The sequence below is a fragment of the Aquabacterium sp. A08 genome (genome assembly GCF_011742065.1).
Genome location: NZ_JAAQQT010000550.1, coordinates 12,409 through 26,928 on the forward strand (window position 1 = coordinate 12,409; position 14,520 = coordinate 26,928).

Here is a 14,520-nt window from a genome sequence, read left to right on the forward strand (position 1 = left end):
GCGTCCGGTCAGTGGATGCGCATGCCTGGCTGCGCGCCCGGCCACGGCTGCAGCACGTAAATGCCGGGCTGGGCTTTGTCGTCCGCGTGGCTGGCGGCCAGCACCATGCCTTCGCTCACGCCAAACTTCATCTTGCGTGGCGCCAGGTTGGCCACCACCACGGTGAGCTTGCCGATCAGGTCGGCGGGCTGGTACATGCTGGCGATGCCACTGAACACGTTGCGCGTGCGGCCCTCGCCCACGTCCAGCGTCAGGCGCAGCAGCTTGGTGGAGCCTTCCACCGGCTCGCAGTGGTCGATGCGGGCGATGCGCAGGTCCACCTTGGCGAAGTCGTCGATGGAAATGGTGGGGGCGATGTCTTCACCACCGGGGATGACCTTTTCCGGTTCGGGCGCGGCGGGCGGCTCGAACAGGGCCTCGAGCAGTTGGATGTCCACCCGCTGCATCAGGTGCTGGTAGGCGGCGATGGTGTGGCCGGCGCCCAGCGGCGTGGTGGCGTTGGCGTAGGTCAGGGGTTCGCACTGCAGGAAGGCTTCCACCTGGGCGGCCAGTGCCGGCAGCACCGGCTTGAGCAGCGCGGTCAGCAGGCGGAAGGTTTCGATGCAGGTGGTGCACACGTCGTGCAGGCGGGCGTCCATGCCGGGCTGCTTGGCCAGCTCCCACGGCTTGTTGGCGTCCACGTACTCGTTCACCCGGTCGGCCAGGGCCATGGTTTCGCGGATGGCCTTGCCGTACTCGCGCTCGGCCAGCAACTCGGCCACGCCCGGCACGGCCTGCTGCAGGTGGTCCAGCAGCGCCTCGCCGTCGGCCGAGATGGCGCCCAGTTGGCCACCGAAGCGTTTGGCGATGAAACCCGCCGCGCGCGACGCGATGTTGATGTACTTGCCCACCAGGTCGCTGTTGACGCGGGCGACGAAGTCGTCGGGGTTGAAGTCCACGTCTTCCACCCGGCTGCTCAGTTTGGCGGCCAGGTAGTAGCGCAGCCATTCGGGGTTCATGCCCAGCCCCAGGTACTTCAGCGGGTCCAGGCCGGTGCCGCGGCTCTTGCTCATTTTTTCGCCGCCGTTGACGGTGATGAAGCCGTGCACGTTGACCTGCGTCGGCGTTTTGCGGCCGCTGAACCGCAGCATGGCCGGCCAGAACAGGGTGTGGAAGTAGGTGATGTCCTTGCCAATGAAGTGCACCTGTTCCACCGCGGGGTCGGCCACGAACTCGTCGTAGGACTGCGGGGTGCGCGATTCAGGGTGCCAGTGGTTCGCGGCCTGGCCCTTGGCGAAGTGGTTCTTCAGGCTGGCCAGGTAGCCAATGGGGGCGTCCAGCCAGACGTAGAAGTACTTGCCCGGCGCGTCTGGGATTTCGATGCCGAAGTAGGGTGCGTCGCGGCTGATGTCCCAGTCGCCCAGGCCGCCCTGGCCGTGCTCGTCCTTGGCGAACCATTCCTTGATCTTGTTGAGCACTTCCGGCTGCAGGCGGCCGGGTTCGGCGGTCCAGTTTTCCAGGAACTCGATGCAGCGCGGGTCGCTGAGTTTGAAGAAATAGTGCTCGGAGGTGCGCAGCACCGGGGTGGCGCCGGAGAGTGCGGAGTAGGGGTGTTTCAGCTCGGTGGGGGCGTACACGGCGCCGCAGCTCTCGCAAGAGTCGCCGTACTGGTCCTTGGCGCCGCACTTGGGGCATTCGCCCTTGATGAAGCGGTCGGGCAGGAACATGTTCTTCTCGGGGTCGAAGAACTGCTCGATGGTCTTGGTGCTGATCAGGCCGTTGGCCTTGAGGCCGCGGTAGATGGCCTGGGCCAGTTCGTGGTTTTCCGGGCCGTCGGTGCTGTGCCAGTTGTCGAACTTCACGTGGAAGCCTTCGAGGTACTGGGCGCGGCCGGCGGCGATGTTGGCGACGAAAGCTTGCGGGGTGACGCCGGCCTTTTCGGCGGCGATCATGATCGGCGCGCCGTGCGCGTCGTCCGCGCCCACGAAGTGCACCTCGTGGCCGTGCATGCGCTGCATCCGCACCCAGATGTCGGCCTGGATGTACTCCATGATGTGGCCGATGTGGAAGTTGCCGTTGGCGTAGGGCAGGGCGGTGGTGACGAAGAAGCGACGCTGGCTCATGTGGGGGTCCTTGTGGGCAAGCCCTCGATTTTAATGAGGGCACTGTCGTCTGGTGTGCAGGCGCCACCCGCCGGACCGGATAGACTTCGGCCACCCATTCCTCTAGACCGGAGACCACCCCAGATGGCCGTAGAACAACAGGCACTGCTGCAGGCGCTGCAAACCGTGCAAGACCCGAACACGGGCAAAGACTTTGTGTCCACCCGCGCGCTCAAGAACCTGCAGGTGCAGGACGGCGACGTGTCCTTTGACGTCGAATTCGGCTACCCGTGCAAAAGCCAGCACCCGGCGCTGCGCAAGGCGCTGATCGCCGCTGCCAAGGGCGTGCCCGGCGTGGACAACGTCTCGGTCAACCTGCAGACGCGGGTCATCGCGCACGCGGTGCAGCGTGGCGTGCAGCTGCTGCCCAACGTGAAGAACATCATCGCCGTGGCCTCGGGCAAGGGCGGCGTGGGCAAGAGCACCACCACCGTCAACCTGGCGCTGGCGCTGGCCGCCGAGGGCGCGCGCGTGGGCATCCTGGACGCCGACATCTACGGCCCCAGCCAGCCCATGATGATGGGCATCGAAGGCCGGCCCGAGAGCGTGGACGGCCAGTCCATGGAGCCGCTGGAGAACTACGGCGTGCAGGTGATTTCCATCGGCTTCCTGGTGGACAAGGACGAGGCCATGATCTGGCGCGGCCCCATGGCCACCCAGGCGCTGGACCAGCTGCTGCGCCAGACCAACTGGAAAGACCTGGACTACCTGCTGGTGGACATGCCGCCCGGCACCGGCGACATCCAGCTGACCCTGAGCCAGCGCGTGCCCATGACCGGCGCGGTGATCGTGACCACGCCGCAGGACATCGCCCTGCTGGACGCGCGCAAGGGCGTGAAGATGTTCGAGAAGGTGGGCGTGCCCATCCTGGGCCTGGTGGAGAACATGGCAGTGTACTGCTGCCCCAGCTGCGGCCACACCGAACACATTTTCGGCGCCGATGGCGGCAAGCGCATGGCCACCGAGTTCGGCATGGACTACCTGGGCGCGCTGCCCCTGAACATGCAGATCCGGGTGCAGGCCGACAGCGGTCAGCCCACCGTGGTGGCCGACCCGGACGGCGAAATCGCCGGCACCTACAAGGCGGTCGCGCGCCAGGTGGCGATCACCGTGGCGAACAAGGCCAAGGACTTTTCCAGCAAGTTCCCCAGCATCAAGATCAGCAAGGACACCTGATGGGGCCGACGCCCGCGGTGCCCACCCGGCCGGTGCCTGTCTGGCGCCGCCTGGGGCCCCGCACCCGCCGCGTGGTGCAGGTGGCGCTGTACGAGGCCATCGCCATCGTGGTGGTGGCGCTGGCGCTGGCGCTGGCCTTCAACGAGCCGGGGCCGTCGGCGGTGGGCCTGTCGGTGCTCACCTCGGGCATCGCGGTGACCTGGAACTACGTCTTCAACACCCTGTTCGAGCGCTGGGAGCGGCGCCAGCCGGTCAAGGGCCGCTCCTGGCAGCGGCGCGTGGCCCACGGCCTCGGGTTCGAGGGCGGGCTGACCGTGTTTCTGGTGCCGGTGATGGCCTGGTGGCTGGACACCACGCTGTGGCTGGCCTTTCTGGCCGACTTGGGCCTGCTGCTGTTCTTCCTCGTGTACACCGTGGTGTTCACCTGGTGCTTCGACCAGGTGTTCGGGCTGCCGCAGTCGGCCTTGCAGCCCCCCGATTGACCTGGGGCGCGCGCCCCGCCCCGGTGGGGGCGGGTATGGGTCCACAGCAGGGTGTCAGTGCCCGCCGCTGCGCTGCGCCTCCAGGTCGCGCAGCTTGAAGCGCTGGATCTTGCCCGTGGCGGTTTTGGGCAGTTCGGTGACGAACTCGATCTGGCGCGGGTACTTGTAGGGTGCCAGGTGTTCCTTGCAGAAGGCCTTGACGCCGTCTTCGTCCAGCGCCTGCCCGGCCTTGAGCACGATGAAGGCCTTGGTCTTGGTCAAGCCGTCGGCGCCGGTGGTGCCGATCACCGCCGCCTCCAGGATGGCCGGGTGCTGCACCAGCGTGGCCTCCACCTCGAACGGGCTGACGTAGATGCCGCTGACCTTGAGCATGTCGTCGTTGCGGCCGGCGTAGGTGTAGTAGCCCTCGGCGTCGCGGCTGTACTTGTCGCCGCTCTTGGTCCAGGCGCCCTGGAAAGTGTCGCGCGACTTCTCGCGGTTGTGCCAGTACATCAGCGCCGCGCTCGGGCCCTTCACATACAGGTCGCCGATGTCGATGCTGCCGTCGGCGTTGGGCGCCAGGGGCAGGCCGTCCTCGCCGCGCAGTTCCACCTCGTAGCCGGGCACCGGTTTGCCGGTGGTGCCGTAGCGCACGTCGCCGGGGCGGTTGGACAGGAAGATGTGCAGCATCTCGGTGGAGCCGATGCCGTCGATGATTTCGGCGCCGAAGTGGGCGGTCCAGCGTTCGCCGATGTCGCGCGGCAGCGCTTCGCCGGCCGATGAGCACAGCCGCAGGGCCACATCGGCCTTGGGCGGCAGGTCGGGCTGGGCCAGCATGCCGCCGTAGCCGGTGGGGGCGCCGTAGAACACGGTGGGTTGGCGTCCTGCCAGTGCAGGTGTGCTCCCGGTCAGTCGCTGGAACACGGCCTGCGGGGTGGGGCGCTCGGCCATCAGCACCACGGTGGCGCCCACGCTGAGCGGGAAGCTCAGGCCGTTGCCCAGGCCGTAGGCGAAGAACAGCTTGGCGGCCGAGAAGACGGTGTCGTCCTCGGTCAGGCCCAGCACCGGCTGGGCGTAGAGTTCGGCGGTCCAGTACAGGTTGGCCTGGGTGTGCACCGTGCCCTTGGGGCGGCCGGTGGAGCCGGAGGAGTAGAGCCAGAACGCGGCCTCGTCGGCCAGCGTGGCCACCGGCGAGGCCTGGGGCGCCGCCCCCGCCAGCAAGGCGTCCAGTGCCACGGCGCGGTAGCCCGGGCCGGCCGGCAGCGGCAGGGTTGCGCGCGACACCACCAGGTGCTGCACCTCGTGTGGGCCCTGCTCCAAAGCGGCCTCCAGCGTGGGCAGCAGGGCTTCGGACACCAGCGCCGCCTGGGCCCGGCTGTTGTTCAGCATGAAGGCGTAGTCCTCGGCGGTGAGCAGGGTGTTCAGGCACACCGGCACCACGCCGGCGTACAGCGCGCCGAGGAAGGACACGATCCAGTCGTTGCTGTCCTGCATCAGCAGCAGCACCCGTTCCTCGCGCCGCAGGCCCAGCGACTGCAGGCCGTTGGCCATGCGCCGCACCCGGTCGGCCAGCTCGGCGTAGGTCAGCCGGCCCTGGTCGTCGATCAGGGCCACCCGCTCGCCGCGCCCGGCGTTGAGCCGGATCAGGTGCTGTGCGAAGTTGAACTCGGTGGGGGGCGGGGCGGGCGGGCGGGCGGTCATGGGTGTCTCCAGGGATGTTTGTTGTGGAAGGCGGGGGGGGCGCGGCGTCAGGGCTGGAAGGCCACGGCCGCCGCACCCCATTGGTCGAGGGCGGCGGTGCTGGCCTGCACCGCGGTGCGGCGGTGGTAGAAGTTCAGGGCGCGCAGGCCGCCCAGTTCCTCGCCGCCGCCGGCGCGGCCCGGGCCGCCGTGCAGCGACATCGGCATCACGTTGCCGTGGCCGCTGTGCAGCGTGGCGATGTCGGGCGAGACGGCGTGCACCCGGCCGTGGCTGGAACCCAACTCAGCCGCGGTCTGGGCGATGAAGGCCGGGTCGGCGCTGAACACCGACATGACGAGCGAGCCTTCGCCGCGGCGGATCAGCTCGTGGGCCTGTTCGATGCCGTCGTAGGCCATGAGCGTGGCCACCGGGCCGAACACTTCCACGGCGTGCAGCACCTCGGCGTCGGCCGGCTGGCGGCTGCCCAGCAGGGTGGGGGCGACGCAGGCGGCCACGGCGGGGTCGGCGTCCACCAGGGCGGTCTGGCTGCCGTCGAACAGCACCTCGGCTTCGGTTTTCAGGTGGGCGATGCCGGCCTGCACCGTGTCGAACTGTTCGCGGCTCACCAGCGCGCCCATGCGCACGCCTTCGCTGCGCGGGTCGCCCACGGTGGTTTTGGCCAGCTTGGCGGCGATGGCCTGCGCGGCGGCGTCGTACAGCGCGCGCGGCACGAACACGCGGCGGATGGCGGTGCACTTCTGGCCGCTTTTGACGGTCATTTCCCGCACCACCTCGCTCACCAGCAGCTGGAAGGCTTCGCTGTCGGCGGTGGCGGCGGGGTCCAGCAGGGCGGAGTTGACGCTGTCGGCCTCGATGTTGCAGCGCACCGAGCGCTGGGCCACCGCGGGGTGCGAGCGGATGATGCGCCCGGTGTCGGCCGAGCCGGTGAAGGACACCACATCGAAGGGCTGCAGCTGGTCCATCAGCCCGGCCGACGAGCCGCAGACGATGGACAGGGCGCCGGCCGGCAGGATGTTGGCGTCGACCACGTCCTGCACCATGCGCTGGGTGAGCCACGCCGTGCTGGTGGCGGGCTTGACGATGACGGGCACGCCCGACAGCAGGGCCGGCGCGGCCTTTTCCCACAGGCCCCAACTGGGGAAGTTGAAGGCGTTGATGAACAGCGCCACGCCGCGCGTGGGGGTGAGGATGTGCTGGGTCTGGAACAGCGGGTCCTTGGCCATGCGGATGCGCGCGCCGTCCAGGAGGAAGGTGGCGTCGCCCAGGGCCGCGCCCTGCTTGGCGTAGTAGCCGAGGGTGAAGATGCCACCGTCGATGTCCACCGCCGAGTCCTTGGTCACGGTGCCGCAGTTGGCGGTGGCGATTTCGTAATAGGCGTCGCGGTTTTTCTGCAGCACCTCAACGATCTGGCCCAGCAGCGCGGCGCGTTGGCCGTAGCTCAGGGCGCGCAGCGCGGCGCCGCCCTGTTCGCGGGCAAAGGCAAAGCCTTCGGCCAGGTCCAGCCCGGCGCTGGAGACGCGGACCAGTTCAGTGCCGCGCACCGGGTCGAACAGTGGCAGGCCGGCGCCGGTACCGGTTTGCCAGCGGCCAGCGAGGAAATTGGGGAGCAGGGGAGTGGTCATGGGGTGGAAAAAAGATGCAGGTGGGAACTGGTCAGTGCAGGGCAAAGGCGTTATAAATGCACTATCTTGCGTCCCCGTGAGTATGCAGTAAAGTGCATGTTTTGCGGGGGCGTGCTGTTAAGGGTTTTCCCCGGGGGGTGTGCCACCCCCGGGCCACGGTGATGATATGACGCAGTTATCGGCAGACACAACGGGCCGCCCGGAGGCGGCGGTGCTGGGCCTGGCCGACGCGGCCGGCGACCCGGACGAGCAACGCCCCCCTTTCCTGGTGGCCCTGGGCGAGCGGGTGCGCACCCTGCGCTCGCGCCGCGGCATGACGCGCAAGGCCGTGGCCCTGGCGGCCGACGTCTCCGAACGCCACCTGGCCAACCTGGAGTACGGTGCTGGCAACGCGTCCATTTTGGTGCTGCTGCAGGTGGCCCGGGCGCTGCAGTGTTCCCTGGCCGAACTGCTGGGCGACGTGACCACCTCGTCCCCCGAGTGGCTGCTGATCCGCGAACTGCTGCAGGGCCGCGACGAGGCCGAGTTGCGCCGCGCGCGGGTGCAACTGGTGGAGCTGTTCGGCGGCAGCGGCGTGGACGTGCAGGGCAGCCGCGCCCGGGTGGCGCTCATCGGGCTGCGCGGGGCGGGCAAGTCCACCCTGGGGCAGCGGCTGGCGGCCGACCTGGGCTACCCCTTCATTGAACTGAGCCGCGAGATCGAGCAGTTCGCCGGCTGCAGCATCAGCGAAATCCACAACCTGTACGGCACCAACGCCTACCGCCGCTACGAACGCCGCGCGCTCGAGGAAGCCATCCAGATCTACCCCGAGGTGGTGATTGCCACGCCCGGCGGGCTGGTGTCGGACTCGGCCAATTTCAACCTGCTGCTGCAGCACTGCACCACCGTCTGGCTCAAGGCCGAGCCGGCCGACCACCTGCAGCGCGTGGCCGCCCAGGGCGACATGCGCCCCATGGCCGCCAGCCGCGAGGCGATGGAAGATCTCAAGCGCATCCTGGAAGGGCGCTCGGCCTTCTATTCCAAAGCCGACCTGACCTTCGACACCAGTGCAGCGCCGCTGGAGCCGACCTTTGCCCAGCTGCGCCAGGCGGTGCGCCAGCTGCTGCACCTGCCGGCGTAAAAGCTAGGGTAAACACCGATCGCATGCAATAAAATGCATTAGCTTTTTTGCGTGGCATGCAGTATTATTCATGCATGGCCGCAACATCCTTCATGTGGCCTTTCCCGCCACCCCTGAGGAGTCCCCATGAGCCAGAACCCGATTGTCGATTACCGGACCACCCCCGCTGAGTACCACCACATCACCCTGTCGTTCGACGGTGAGGTGGCCACGCTGGCGCTGAACATCAACGAAGACGCGGGCCTGCGCCCCGGCTACAAGCTCAAGCTCAACAGCTACGACCTGGGCGTGGACATCGAACTGCACGACGCGCTGCAGCGCATCCGCTTCGAGCACCCGGAAGTCAAGGCGGTGGTCGTCACCAGCCTGCGCGACCGCATCTTCTGCTCCGGCGCCAACATCTTCATGCTGGGCCTGTCCAGCCACGGCTGGAAGGTGAACTTCTGCAAGTTCACCAACGAAACCCGCAACGGCATCGAGGATTCGTCCCAGCACAGCGGTCTGAAGTTCGTGGCGGCCCTGAACGGCGCCTGCGCCGGCGGCGGTTACGAGCTGGCCCTGGCCTGTGACGACATCGTGCTGGTGGACGACCGTTCCTCCAGCGTCAGCCTGCCCGAGGTGCCGCTGCTGGGTGTGCTGCCCGGCACCGGTGGCCTGACCCGCGTGACCGACAAGCGCCACGTGCGCCACGACCTGGCCGACATCTTCTGCACCAGCGTGGAGGGCGCACGCGGCCAGAAAGCCGTGGACTGGCGCCTGGTGGACGCGATCGCCAAGCCGGCACAGTTCCCGCAAGTGGTGCGCGAACGCGCCGAGAAGCTGGCCGCCGGCAGCACCCGCCCCGGCGCCGGTGCCCAGGGCGTGGCCCTGACGCCGCTGCAGCGCACCGTCGAGGCCGACAAGCTCACCTACACCCACGTCACGGTCGAGATCGACCGCGCCAAGCGCCAGGCCACCTTCACCGTCAAGGCCCCCACCGGGGCGCAGCCGACCGACACCGCTGCCATCGTGGCCGCCGGCGCCCAGTGGTACCCGCTGGCCATGGCCCGCGACCTGGACGACGCCATCCTGCACATGCGCACCAACGAGCTGGACATCGGCACCTGGGTGCTGAAGACCGCCGGCGCCGCCGCCGCCGTGCTGGCCAGCGACGCCACCCTGTTGGCGCACCGTGACCACTGGTTCGTCAACGAAACCATCGGCATGCTGCGCCGCACCCTGGCCCGCCTGGACGTGTCCAGCCGCAGCCTGTTCACCCTGATCGAAGCCGGCTCCTGCTTCGCCGGTACCCTGGCCGAACTGGCGTTCTGTGCCGACCGCACCTACATCCAGGTGCTGCCCGACACCCCCGAGCAGCAGCCCGCGCTGCAGCTCAACGACTTCAACTTCGGCTTCTACCCGATGGTCAACGGCCAGTCGCGCCTGGCGCGCCGTTTCTACGAGGAAGCCGGCCCGATGGAAGCGGTGCGTGCCGCCGCCGGCCGCGCCCTGGACGGCGACACCGCGGCCGAGCTGGGCCTGGTCACCGCCGCGCTGGACGACATCGACTGGGCCGACGAAATCCGCCTGGAGCTGGAGCAGCGCGCCGCCATGTCGCCCGACGCCCTGACCGGCCTGGAGGCCAACCTGCGCTTTGCCCAGCAGGAAAACATGCTGACCCGCATCTTCGGCCGCCTGACCGCCTGGCAGAACTGGATCTTCCAGCGCCCCAACGCCGTGGGCGACAAGGGTGCCCTGAAGGTGTACGGCAAGGGCGACAAGGCCCAGTTCGACATGAACCGCGTCTGACCCTGTTTTGATCGTTGTGCGGTGGGTTTCCCGGTGGAGCCCGCCGCAACCGAATGCCACTTCCACCGCGTTTGTTCCTCGGAGACTTTCATGTCCGGCATCAACTACAGCGAAAAAATCCCCAACAACGTCAACCTGAGCGAAGACCGCACACTGCAGCGCGCGCTGGAGCACTGGCAGCCCAACTACCTGCAGTGGTGGCAGGACATGGGCCCGGACGGCTCGCAGAACTTCGACGTCTACCTGCGCACCGCCGTCAGCGTGGACCCGCAGGGCTGGGCCCAGTTCGGCCACGTGAAAATGCCCGACTACCGCTGGGGCATCTTCCTGAACCCGGCCGAGCAGGACCGCAAGATCCACTTCGGTGACCACATGGGCGAAGCCGCCTGGCAGGACGTGCCCGGCGAACACCGCGCCAACCTGCGCCGCATCATCGTCACGCAAGGCGACACCGAGCCGGCATCCGTCGAACAGCAGCGCCACCTGGGCCTGACCGCGCCCAGCCAGTACGACCTGCGCAACCTGTTCCAGGTGAACGTGGAAGAAGGCCGCCACCTGTGGGCCATGGTCTACCTGCTGCACAAGTACTTCGGCCGCGACGGCCGCGAAGAAGCCGAAGCCCTGCTCGAGCGCAACAGCGGCAACGCCGACAACCCGCGCATCCTGGAGGCCTTCAACGAGAAGACGCCCGACTGGCTGAGCTTCTTCATGTTCACCTACTTCACCGACCGCGACGGCAAGTTCCAGCTGTGCGCGCTGGCCGAGTCCGCGTTCGACCCGCTGGCCCGCACCACCAAGTTCATGCTGACCGAGGAAGCGCACCACATGTTCGTGGGCGAGTCCGGCGTGGGCCGCGTGATCCAGCGCACCGTCAACGCGATGAACGAGCTCAAGACCGACGACGTGGCCAAGCTGCGCGCCGCCGGCGTGATCGACCTGCCGACCATCCAGCGCTACATCAACTTCCACTTCAGCGTCACCATCGACCTGTTCGGCGCCGACCAGTCGTCCAACGCCGCCATCTTCTACAGCTCGGGCCTCAAGGGCCGCTACGAAGAAGGCAAGCGCACCGACGACCACGTGCTCAAGGGCAACACCTACAAGATCCTGGCGGTCGAGAACGGCGCCCTGGTCGAGAAGGAAGTGCCGATGCTCAACGCCCTCAACGAGGTGCTGCGCGACGACTACATCAAGGACTCTGTCGGCGGCGTGGAGCGCTGGAACCGCATCATCGAGAAGGCCGGCATCGACTTCCGCCTGAAGGTGCCGCACAAGGCCTTCCACCGCAACATCGGCACCCTGGCCGGTGTCAAGGCCAACCCGGACGGCCGCGTGGTGAGCGACGCCGAGTGGAACGCCAAGCAGGCCGAGTGGCTGCCGAGCGACCAGGACCGCGCCTACGTGGCCAGCCTGATGGGCCGTGTGGTCGAGCCGGGCAAGTTCGCCAACTGGATCGCGCCGCCGGTCATGGGCATCAACCGCCAGCCGGTGAACTTCGAGTACGTGCGCTTCAACTGACGCGCCTGAACTGGGTGCCCGACACCCAGGCCGAGGGCCGGCCCTGAAATTGCGCAGGGCCGGCCCTTTTCTTTGGCCCCGAAGATGCGTTACCCTGCCGGGCCACGCCGCCGTTTGTCACCCACCCCACCCGACCGACCATGAGCACCGAATCCCCCCTGATCCAGCAGCACCTGATCGACCCGGAAATCTGCATCCGCTGCAACACCTGCGAGGCCACCTGCCCGGTGGACGCCATCACCCACGACTCGAACAACTACGTGGTGGACGCCGAGAAGTGCAACCTGTGCATGGCCTGCGTGCCGCCGTGTCCCACGGGCTCCATCGACAACTGGCGCACCATGCCGCGCGTCAAGGCCTACACCATCGAAGAACAGCTGGGCTGGATGGAGCTGCCCGCGGCCTTGAGCGACGCGGAATTGGCCGCTTTGGGTGGCAGCGCGGCCGAGGTTGAAGCAGCGGCCCAGGAAGCCCAGGCGGCATTGTCGGCCGCGGCAGACAGTTCCGCGGCGTCGGTCGGCAGCGCCAGTGCGCCGGCCTTCAACAGTGCCGCCTACGGCGCGGTGGTGCCGCCCTGGTCGGCCGCGCACGCCTACACCAACCTGTACGGCCCCAAGGCCGCGCAGAAAACCGTCACGGCCACCGTCACCGGCAACGTGCGCGTGACCGAGGTCGGCACCGACTACGACACCCACCACATCGTGCTGGACTTCGGCACCATGCCCTTCCCGGTGCTCGAAGGCCAGTCTATTGGCATCGTGCCGCCGGGCCTGGACGAGCGCGGCAAGCCGCACCACGCGCGCCAGTACTCCATCGCCAGCCCGCGCAACGGCGAACGGCCGGGCTACAACAACCTGTCGCTGACCATCAAGCGGGTGCTGGAAGACCACGACGGCAAGCCGGTGCGCGGCGTCGGCTCCAACTACATGTGCGACCTGCAGGTGGGCGACGCGGTGCAGGTGATCGGTCCCTTCGGCGCCAGCTTCCTGATGCCGAACCACCCCAAGTCCAGCATCGTCATGATCTGCACCGGCACCGGCAGCGCCCCCATGCGCGCCATGACCGAGTGGCGGCGCCGCCTGCGCGCCAGCGGCAAGTTCGAGGGCGGCAAGCTGATGCTGTTCTTCGGCGCCCGCACCCCGCAGGAGCTGCCGTACTTCGGTCCGCTGCAAAAGCTGCCCAAGGACTTCATCGACACCACTTTCGCCTTCAGCCGCGTGCCGGGGCAGCCCAAACGCTACGTTCAGGACGCGATGCGCGAGCGCGCCGCCGACCTGGTGGCGCTGCTGAAGGACCCGAACGCCTACTTCTACGTCTGCGGCCTGAAGAGCATGGAAGAGGGCGTGGTGATGGCCCTGCGCGACGCGGCCCAGGCCGCCGGCCTGGACTGGGACACGCTGGGCGCCGAGCTGAAGCAGCAGGGTCGCCTGCACCTGGAAACCTACTGAACCGGACCCCTCGCCCGCTGGGGCGGGGCCAGCGCCGCCCCAGCGGCCCGCCATCAGCGCCTCCCCCGAGGCGCTTTTTTTCGGCTCATGGATAACCCGTGCCCTGGGCCCGGACATGGGGCCGCGCGACAAATTGTCGTGCGGTATGCCGTACAGTGCAGTCGCTATGGACGCTGCAGAGGAGACCCCACGCGCCACCCGCCCGACCCTCACGGTCGGTGTGGTCATGCGCCGCGAACGGGTGGAAGGCCCGATGAGCCGCTGGCAAACCTGGCGCTGGTGCCTGGCCGACGTGGTGTGCCACGACCGGCTGCCCGCCTTGCCCCCCTTGACGACCGAGCCCGGGGACCCGTCCAGCGCGGTGCCGATCGAGCCCGATGCCCCGGCCGGCCCCGAGGCGGCACCCGCCAGCCACTGGCTGTTCCCCCATTTCCCCGTCACCCTGCACCGCGACGACGCCGAGGGTTACTTCCTCAACCTGAGTTCACCGCAGCCCTGCTTCTGGGTGATGTGGCGCCAGCCCGAAGGCGGCGACGACGCCTTGCCGGCGCCCCAGGTGGTGACCCTGAGCTACCACGACGCCGGTCGCTGGCTGGACGCGCAGGAGCGGGTGGACCAGGTGCCGGCCCCGCCCGAGGTGCGGGCCTGGCTGGCCGACTTTGTGAGCGCCCACTACCGGCCAGAGCCCAAGCGCCGCCAGCGCCCGGACAGCTTCCAGCCCCTGACCGACCGCTTCGGCCAGCCGGCGTCGGTGAGCACCGGCCCGCGCCGCGGCCCCGGCGCCGGAGGCCCCCGCCATGGCTGACGACGGCGGATTTTTCAGCCGCTGGTCGCGACGCAAGGCCGCCGAGCGGGCCGCGGTGGCGCCTGCCCCGGCGCACGCCCGTCCGCTGCCCGTGGCTCCGGCCCCGGCTGTTGAGGCCCCACCGCCCGCCGCCGGGCCGGGGGCGCGTTCTGCGGTGGTCGCGGCCCCCGCTGCCGTACCGCCGCCCACCGGACCGGCTGGCGCGGCTGATATGCTCCACAGCCCCGCCCCGGCCGACGCCGATGCGCCGGCCCGGCCCGCCAACGCGCCCGCGCCACTGGGCCTGGACGACGTGCGCCGGCTCACCCCCGACGCCGATTTCCGCCCCTTTGTCGCCCGCGACGTGGCCCCCGAGGTGCGCAACGCTGCCTTCAAGAAGCTGTTCGCCGACCCCAAGTTCAACGTCATGGACGGCTTGGACATTTACATCGACGACTATTCCCAGCCCGATCCCTTGCCCGCCAGCCTGGCGCGCCAGCTGGTCAGCGCCCGCTCGCTCGGGCTGTTCGATGACACCCCCGCTCCAGGGGCTGAGCCGGCTGCCAATGCCCCCGCGCCGCTGGGGCCCTCGGACGGCCGATCCCATGCGCCGGACCCGGCCGCTGTGCCCGACCAGGTGCCCGATCCAGGGCTGCCCGCGCCCGCCACCGGGCCCGGCGCGGTCACCTCCCTCTCCACCGACACCGCGGTCCCCCCGCCGACCGTTCCCACCCCACCCGCTCAGCCATGACCACGCTCCT

General features: G+C 68.8%; 11 protein-coding genes. 8 read left to right on the forward strand and 3 right to left on the reverse strand.

Annotated features, from left to right (window positions below; translation table 11 throughout):
• Positions 1-8 precede the first annotated feature (8 nt).
• A complete protein-coding gene (gene metG / locus HA630_RS05130; RefSeq protein ID WP_166832945.1) occupies positions 9-2,102 on the reverse strand; it encodes a methionine--tRNA ligase in 2,094 nt (697 codons plus the stop codon).
• 123 nt (positions 2,103-2,225) lie between these two features.
• Here metG and apbC point away from each other — a divergent pair, with 123 nt between their 5' ends.
• Entirely contained in the window at positions 2,226-3,317 is a 1,092-nt protein-coding gene (gene apbC, locus HA630_RS05135; RefSeq protein ID WP_166832947.1) for an iron-sulfur cluster carrier protein ApbC, read from the forward strand.
• A complete protein-coding gene (locus tag HA630_RS05140; RefSeq protein ID WP_208299972.1) occupies positions 3,317-3,799 on the forward strand; it encodes a PACE efflux transporter in 483 nt (160 codons plus the stop codon). The genes apbC and HA630_RS05140 overlap by 1 nt, the downstream gene beginning before the upstream one ends.
• 54 nt (positions 3,800-3,853) lie before the next feature.
• Here the strand turns inward: HA630_RS05140 and HA630_RS05145 are convergent, their stop codons facing one another.
• The gene (locus tag HA630_RS05145) at positions 3,854-5,479 is read right to left on the reverse strand and encodes a benzoate-CoA ligase family protein (protein WP_166832949.1); all 1,626 of its coding nucleotides are present in this window, start codon (positions 5,477-5,479) and stop codon (positions 3,854-3,856) included.
• 47 nt (positions 5,480-5,526) lie between these two features.
• Positions 5,527-7,101, reverse strand: coding sequence for a 3,4-dehydroadipyl-CoA semialdehyde dehydrogenase (locus tag HA630_RS05150; RefSeq protein ID WP_166832951.1), 1,575 nt, complete (start codon positions 7,099-7,101; stop codon positions 5,527-5,529).
• 166 nt (positions 7,102-7,267) lie between these two features.
• Here HA630_RS05150 and HA630_RS05155 point away from each other — a divergent pair, with 166 nt between their 5' ends.
• From HA630_RS05155 to HA630_RS05180, 6 genes are all read left to right on the forward strand, one after another.
• Positions 7,268-8,221 carry a helix-turn-helix transcriptional regulator gene (locus tag HA630_RS05155; RefSeq protein WP_166832953.1) on the forward strand — a complete coding sequence of 318 codons (954 nt, stop codon included), beginning with the start codon at positions 7,268-7,270 and terminating at the stop codon, positions 8,219-8,221.
• Positions 8,222-8,347: 126 nt separating this feature from the next.
• Positions 8,348-10,009: a 2,3-epoxybenzoyl-CoA dihydrolase gene (boxC, locus tag HA630_RS05160; RefSeq protein ID WP_166832955.1), complete on the forward strand. Its 1,662-nt coding sequence runs from the start codon at positions 8,348-8,350 to the stop codon at positions 10,007-10,009.
• Positions 10,010-10,099: 90 nt separating this feature from the next.
• Complete coding sequence (gene boxB / locus HA630_RS05165) at positions 10,100-11,527, forward strand: benzoyl-CoA 2,3-epoxidase subunit BoxB (RefSeq protein ID WP_166832957.1); 1,428 nt, start codon at positions 10,100-10,102, stop codon at positions 11,525-11,527.
• Between the two features lie 140 nt (positions 11,528-11,667).
• Positions 11,668-12,975: a benzoyl-CoA 2,3-epoxidase subunit BoxA gene (boxA, locus tag HA630_RS05170; RefSeq protein ID WP_166832959.1), complete on the forward strand. Its 1,308-nt coding sequence runs from the start codon at positions 11,668-11,670 to the stop codon at positions 12,973-12,975.
• Positions 12,976-13,141: 166 nt separating this feature from the next.
• A complete protein-coding gene (locus tag HA630_RS05175) occupies positions 13,142-13,780 on the forward strand; it encodes a DUF3305 domain-containing protein (protein WP_166832961.1) in 639 nt (212 codons plus the stop codon).
• A complete protein-coding gene (locus HA630_RS05180) occupies positions 13,773-14,510 on the forward strand; it encodes a DUF3306 domain-containing protein (protein WP_166832963.1) in 738 nt (245 codons plus the stop codon). The genes HA630_RS05175 and HA630_RS05180 overlap by 8 nt, the downstream gene beginning before the upstream one ends.
• Positions 14,511-14,520 lie beyond the last annotated feature (10 nt).

What these genes read in the sequence shown, in the direction of transcription:
- metG (WP_166832945.1), bottom strand. Translation starts at nt 2,102, where the DNA reads ATGAGCCAGCGTCGCTTCTTCGTCACCACCGCCCTGCCCTACGCCAAC.
- apbC (WP_166832947.1), top strand. Translation starts at nt 2,226, where the DNA reads ATGGCCGTAGAACAACAGGCACTGCTGCAGGCGCTGCAAACCGTGCAA.
- HA630_RS05140 (WP_208299972.1), top strand. Translation starts at nt 3,317, where the DNA reads ATGGGGCCGACGCCCGCGGTGCCCACCCGGCCGGTGCCTGTCTGGCGC.
- HA630_RS05145 (WP_166832949.1), bottom strand. Translation starts at nt 5,479, where the DNA reads ATGACCGCCCGCCCGCCCGCCCCGCCCCCCACCGAGTTCAACTTCGCA.
- HA630_RS05150 (WP_166832951.1), bottom strand. Translation starts at nt 7,101, where the DNA reads ATGACCACTCCCCTGCTCCCCAATTTCCTCGCTGGCCGCTGGCAAACC.
- HA630_RS05155 (WP_166832953.1), top strand. Translation starts at nt 7,268, where the DNA reads ATGACGCAGTTATCGGCAGACACAACGGGCCGCCCGGAGGCGGCGGTG.
- boxC (WP_166832955.1), top strand. Translation starts at nt 8,348, where the DNA reads ATGAGCCAGAACCCGATTGTCGATTACCGGACCACCCCCGCTGAGTAC.
- boxB (WP_166832957.1), top strand. Translation starts at nt 10,100, where the DNA reads ATGTCCGGCATCAACTACAGCGAAAAAATCCCCAACAACGTCAACCTG.
- boxA (WP_166832959.1), top strand. Translation starts at nt 11,668, where the DNA reads ATGAGCACCGAATCCCCCCTGATCCAGCAGCACCTGATCGACCCGGAA.
- HA630_RS05175 (WP_166832961.1), top strand. Translation starts at nt 13,142, where the DNA reads ATGGACGCTGCAGAGGAGACCCCACGCGCCACCCGCCCGACCCTCACG.
- HA630_RS05180 (WP_166832963.1), top strand. Translation starts at nt 13,773, where the DNA reads ATGGCTGACGACGGCGGATTTTTCAGCCGCTGGTCGCGACGCAAGGCC.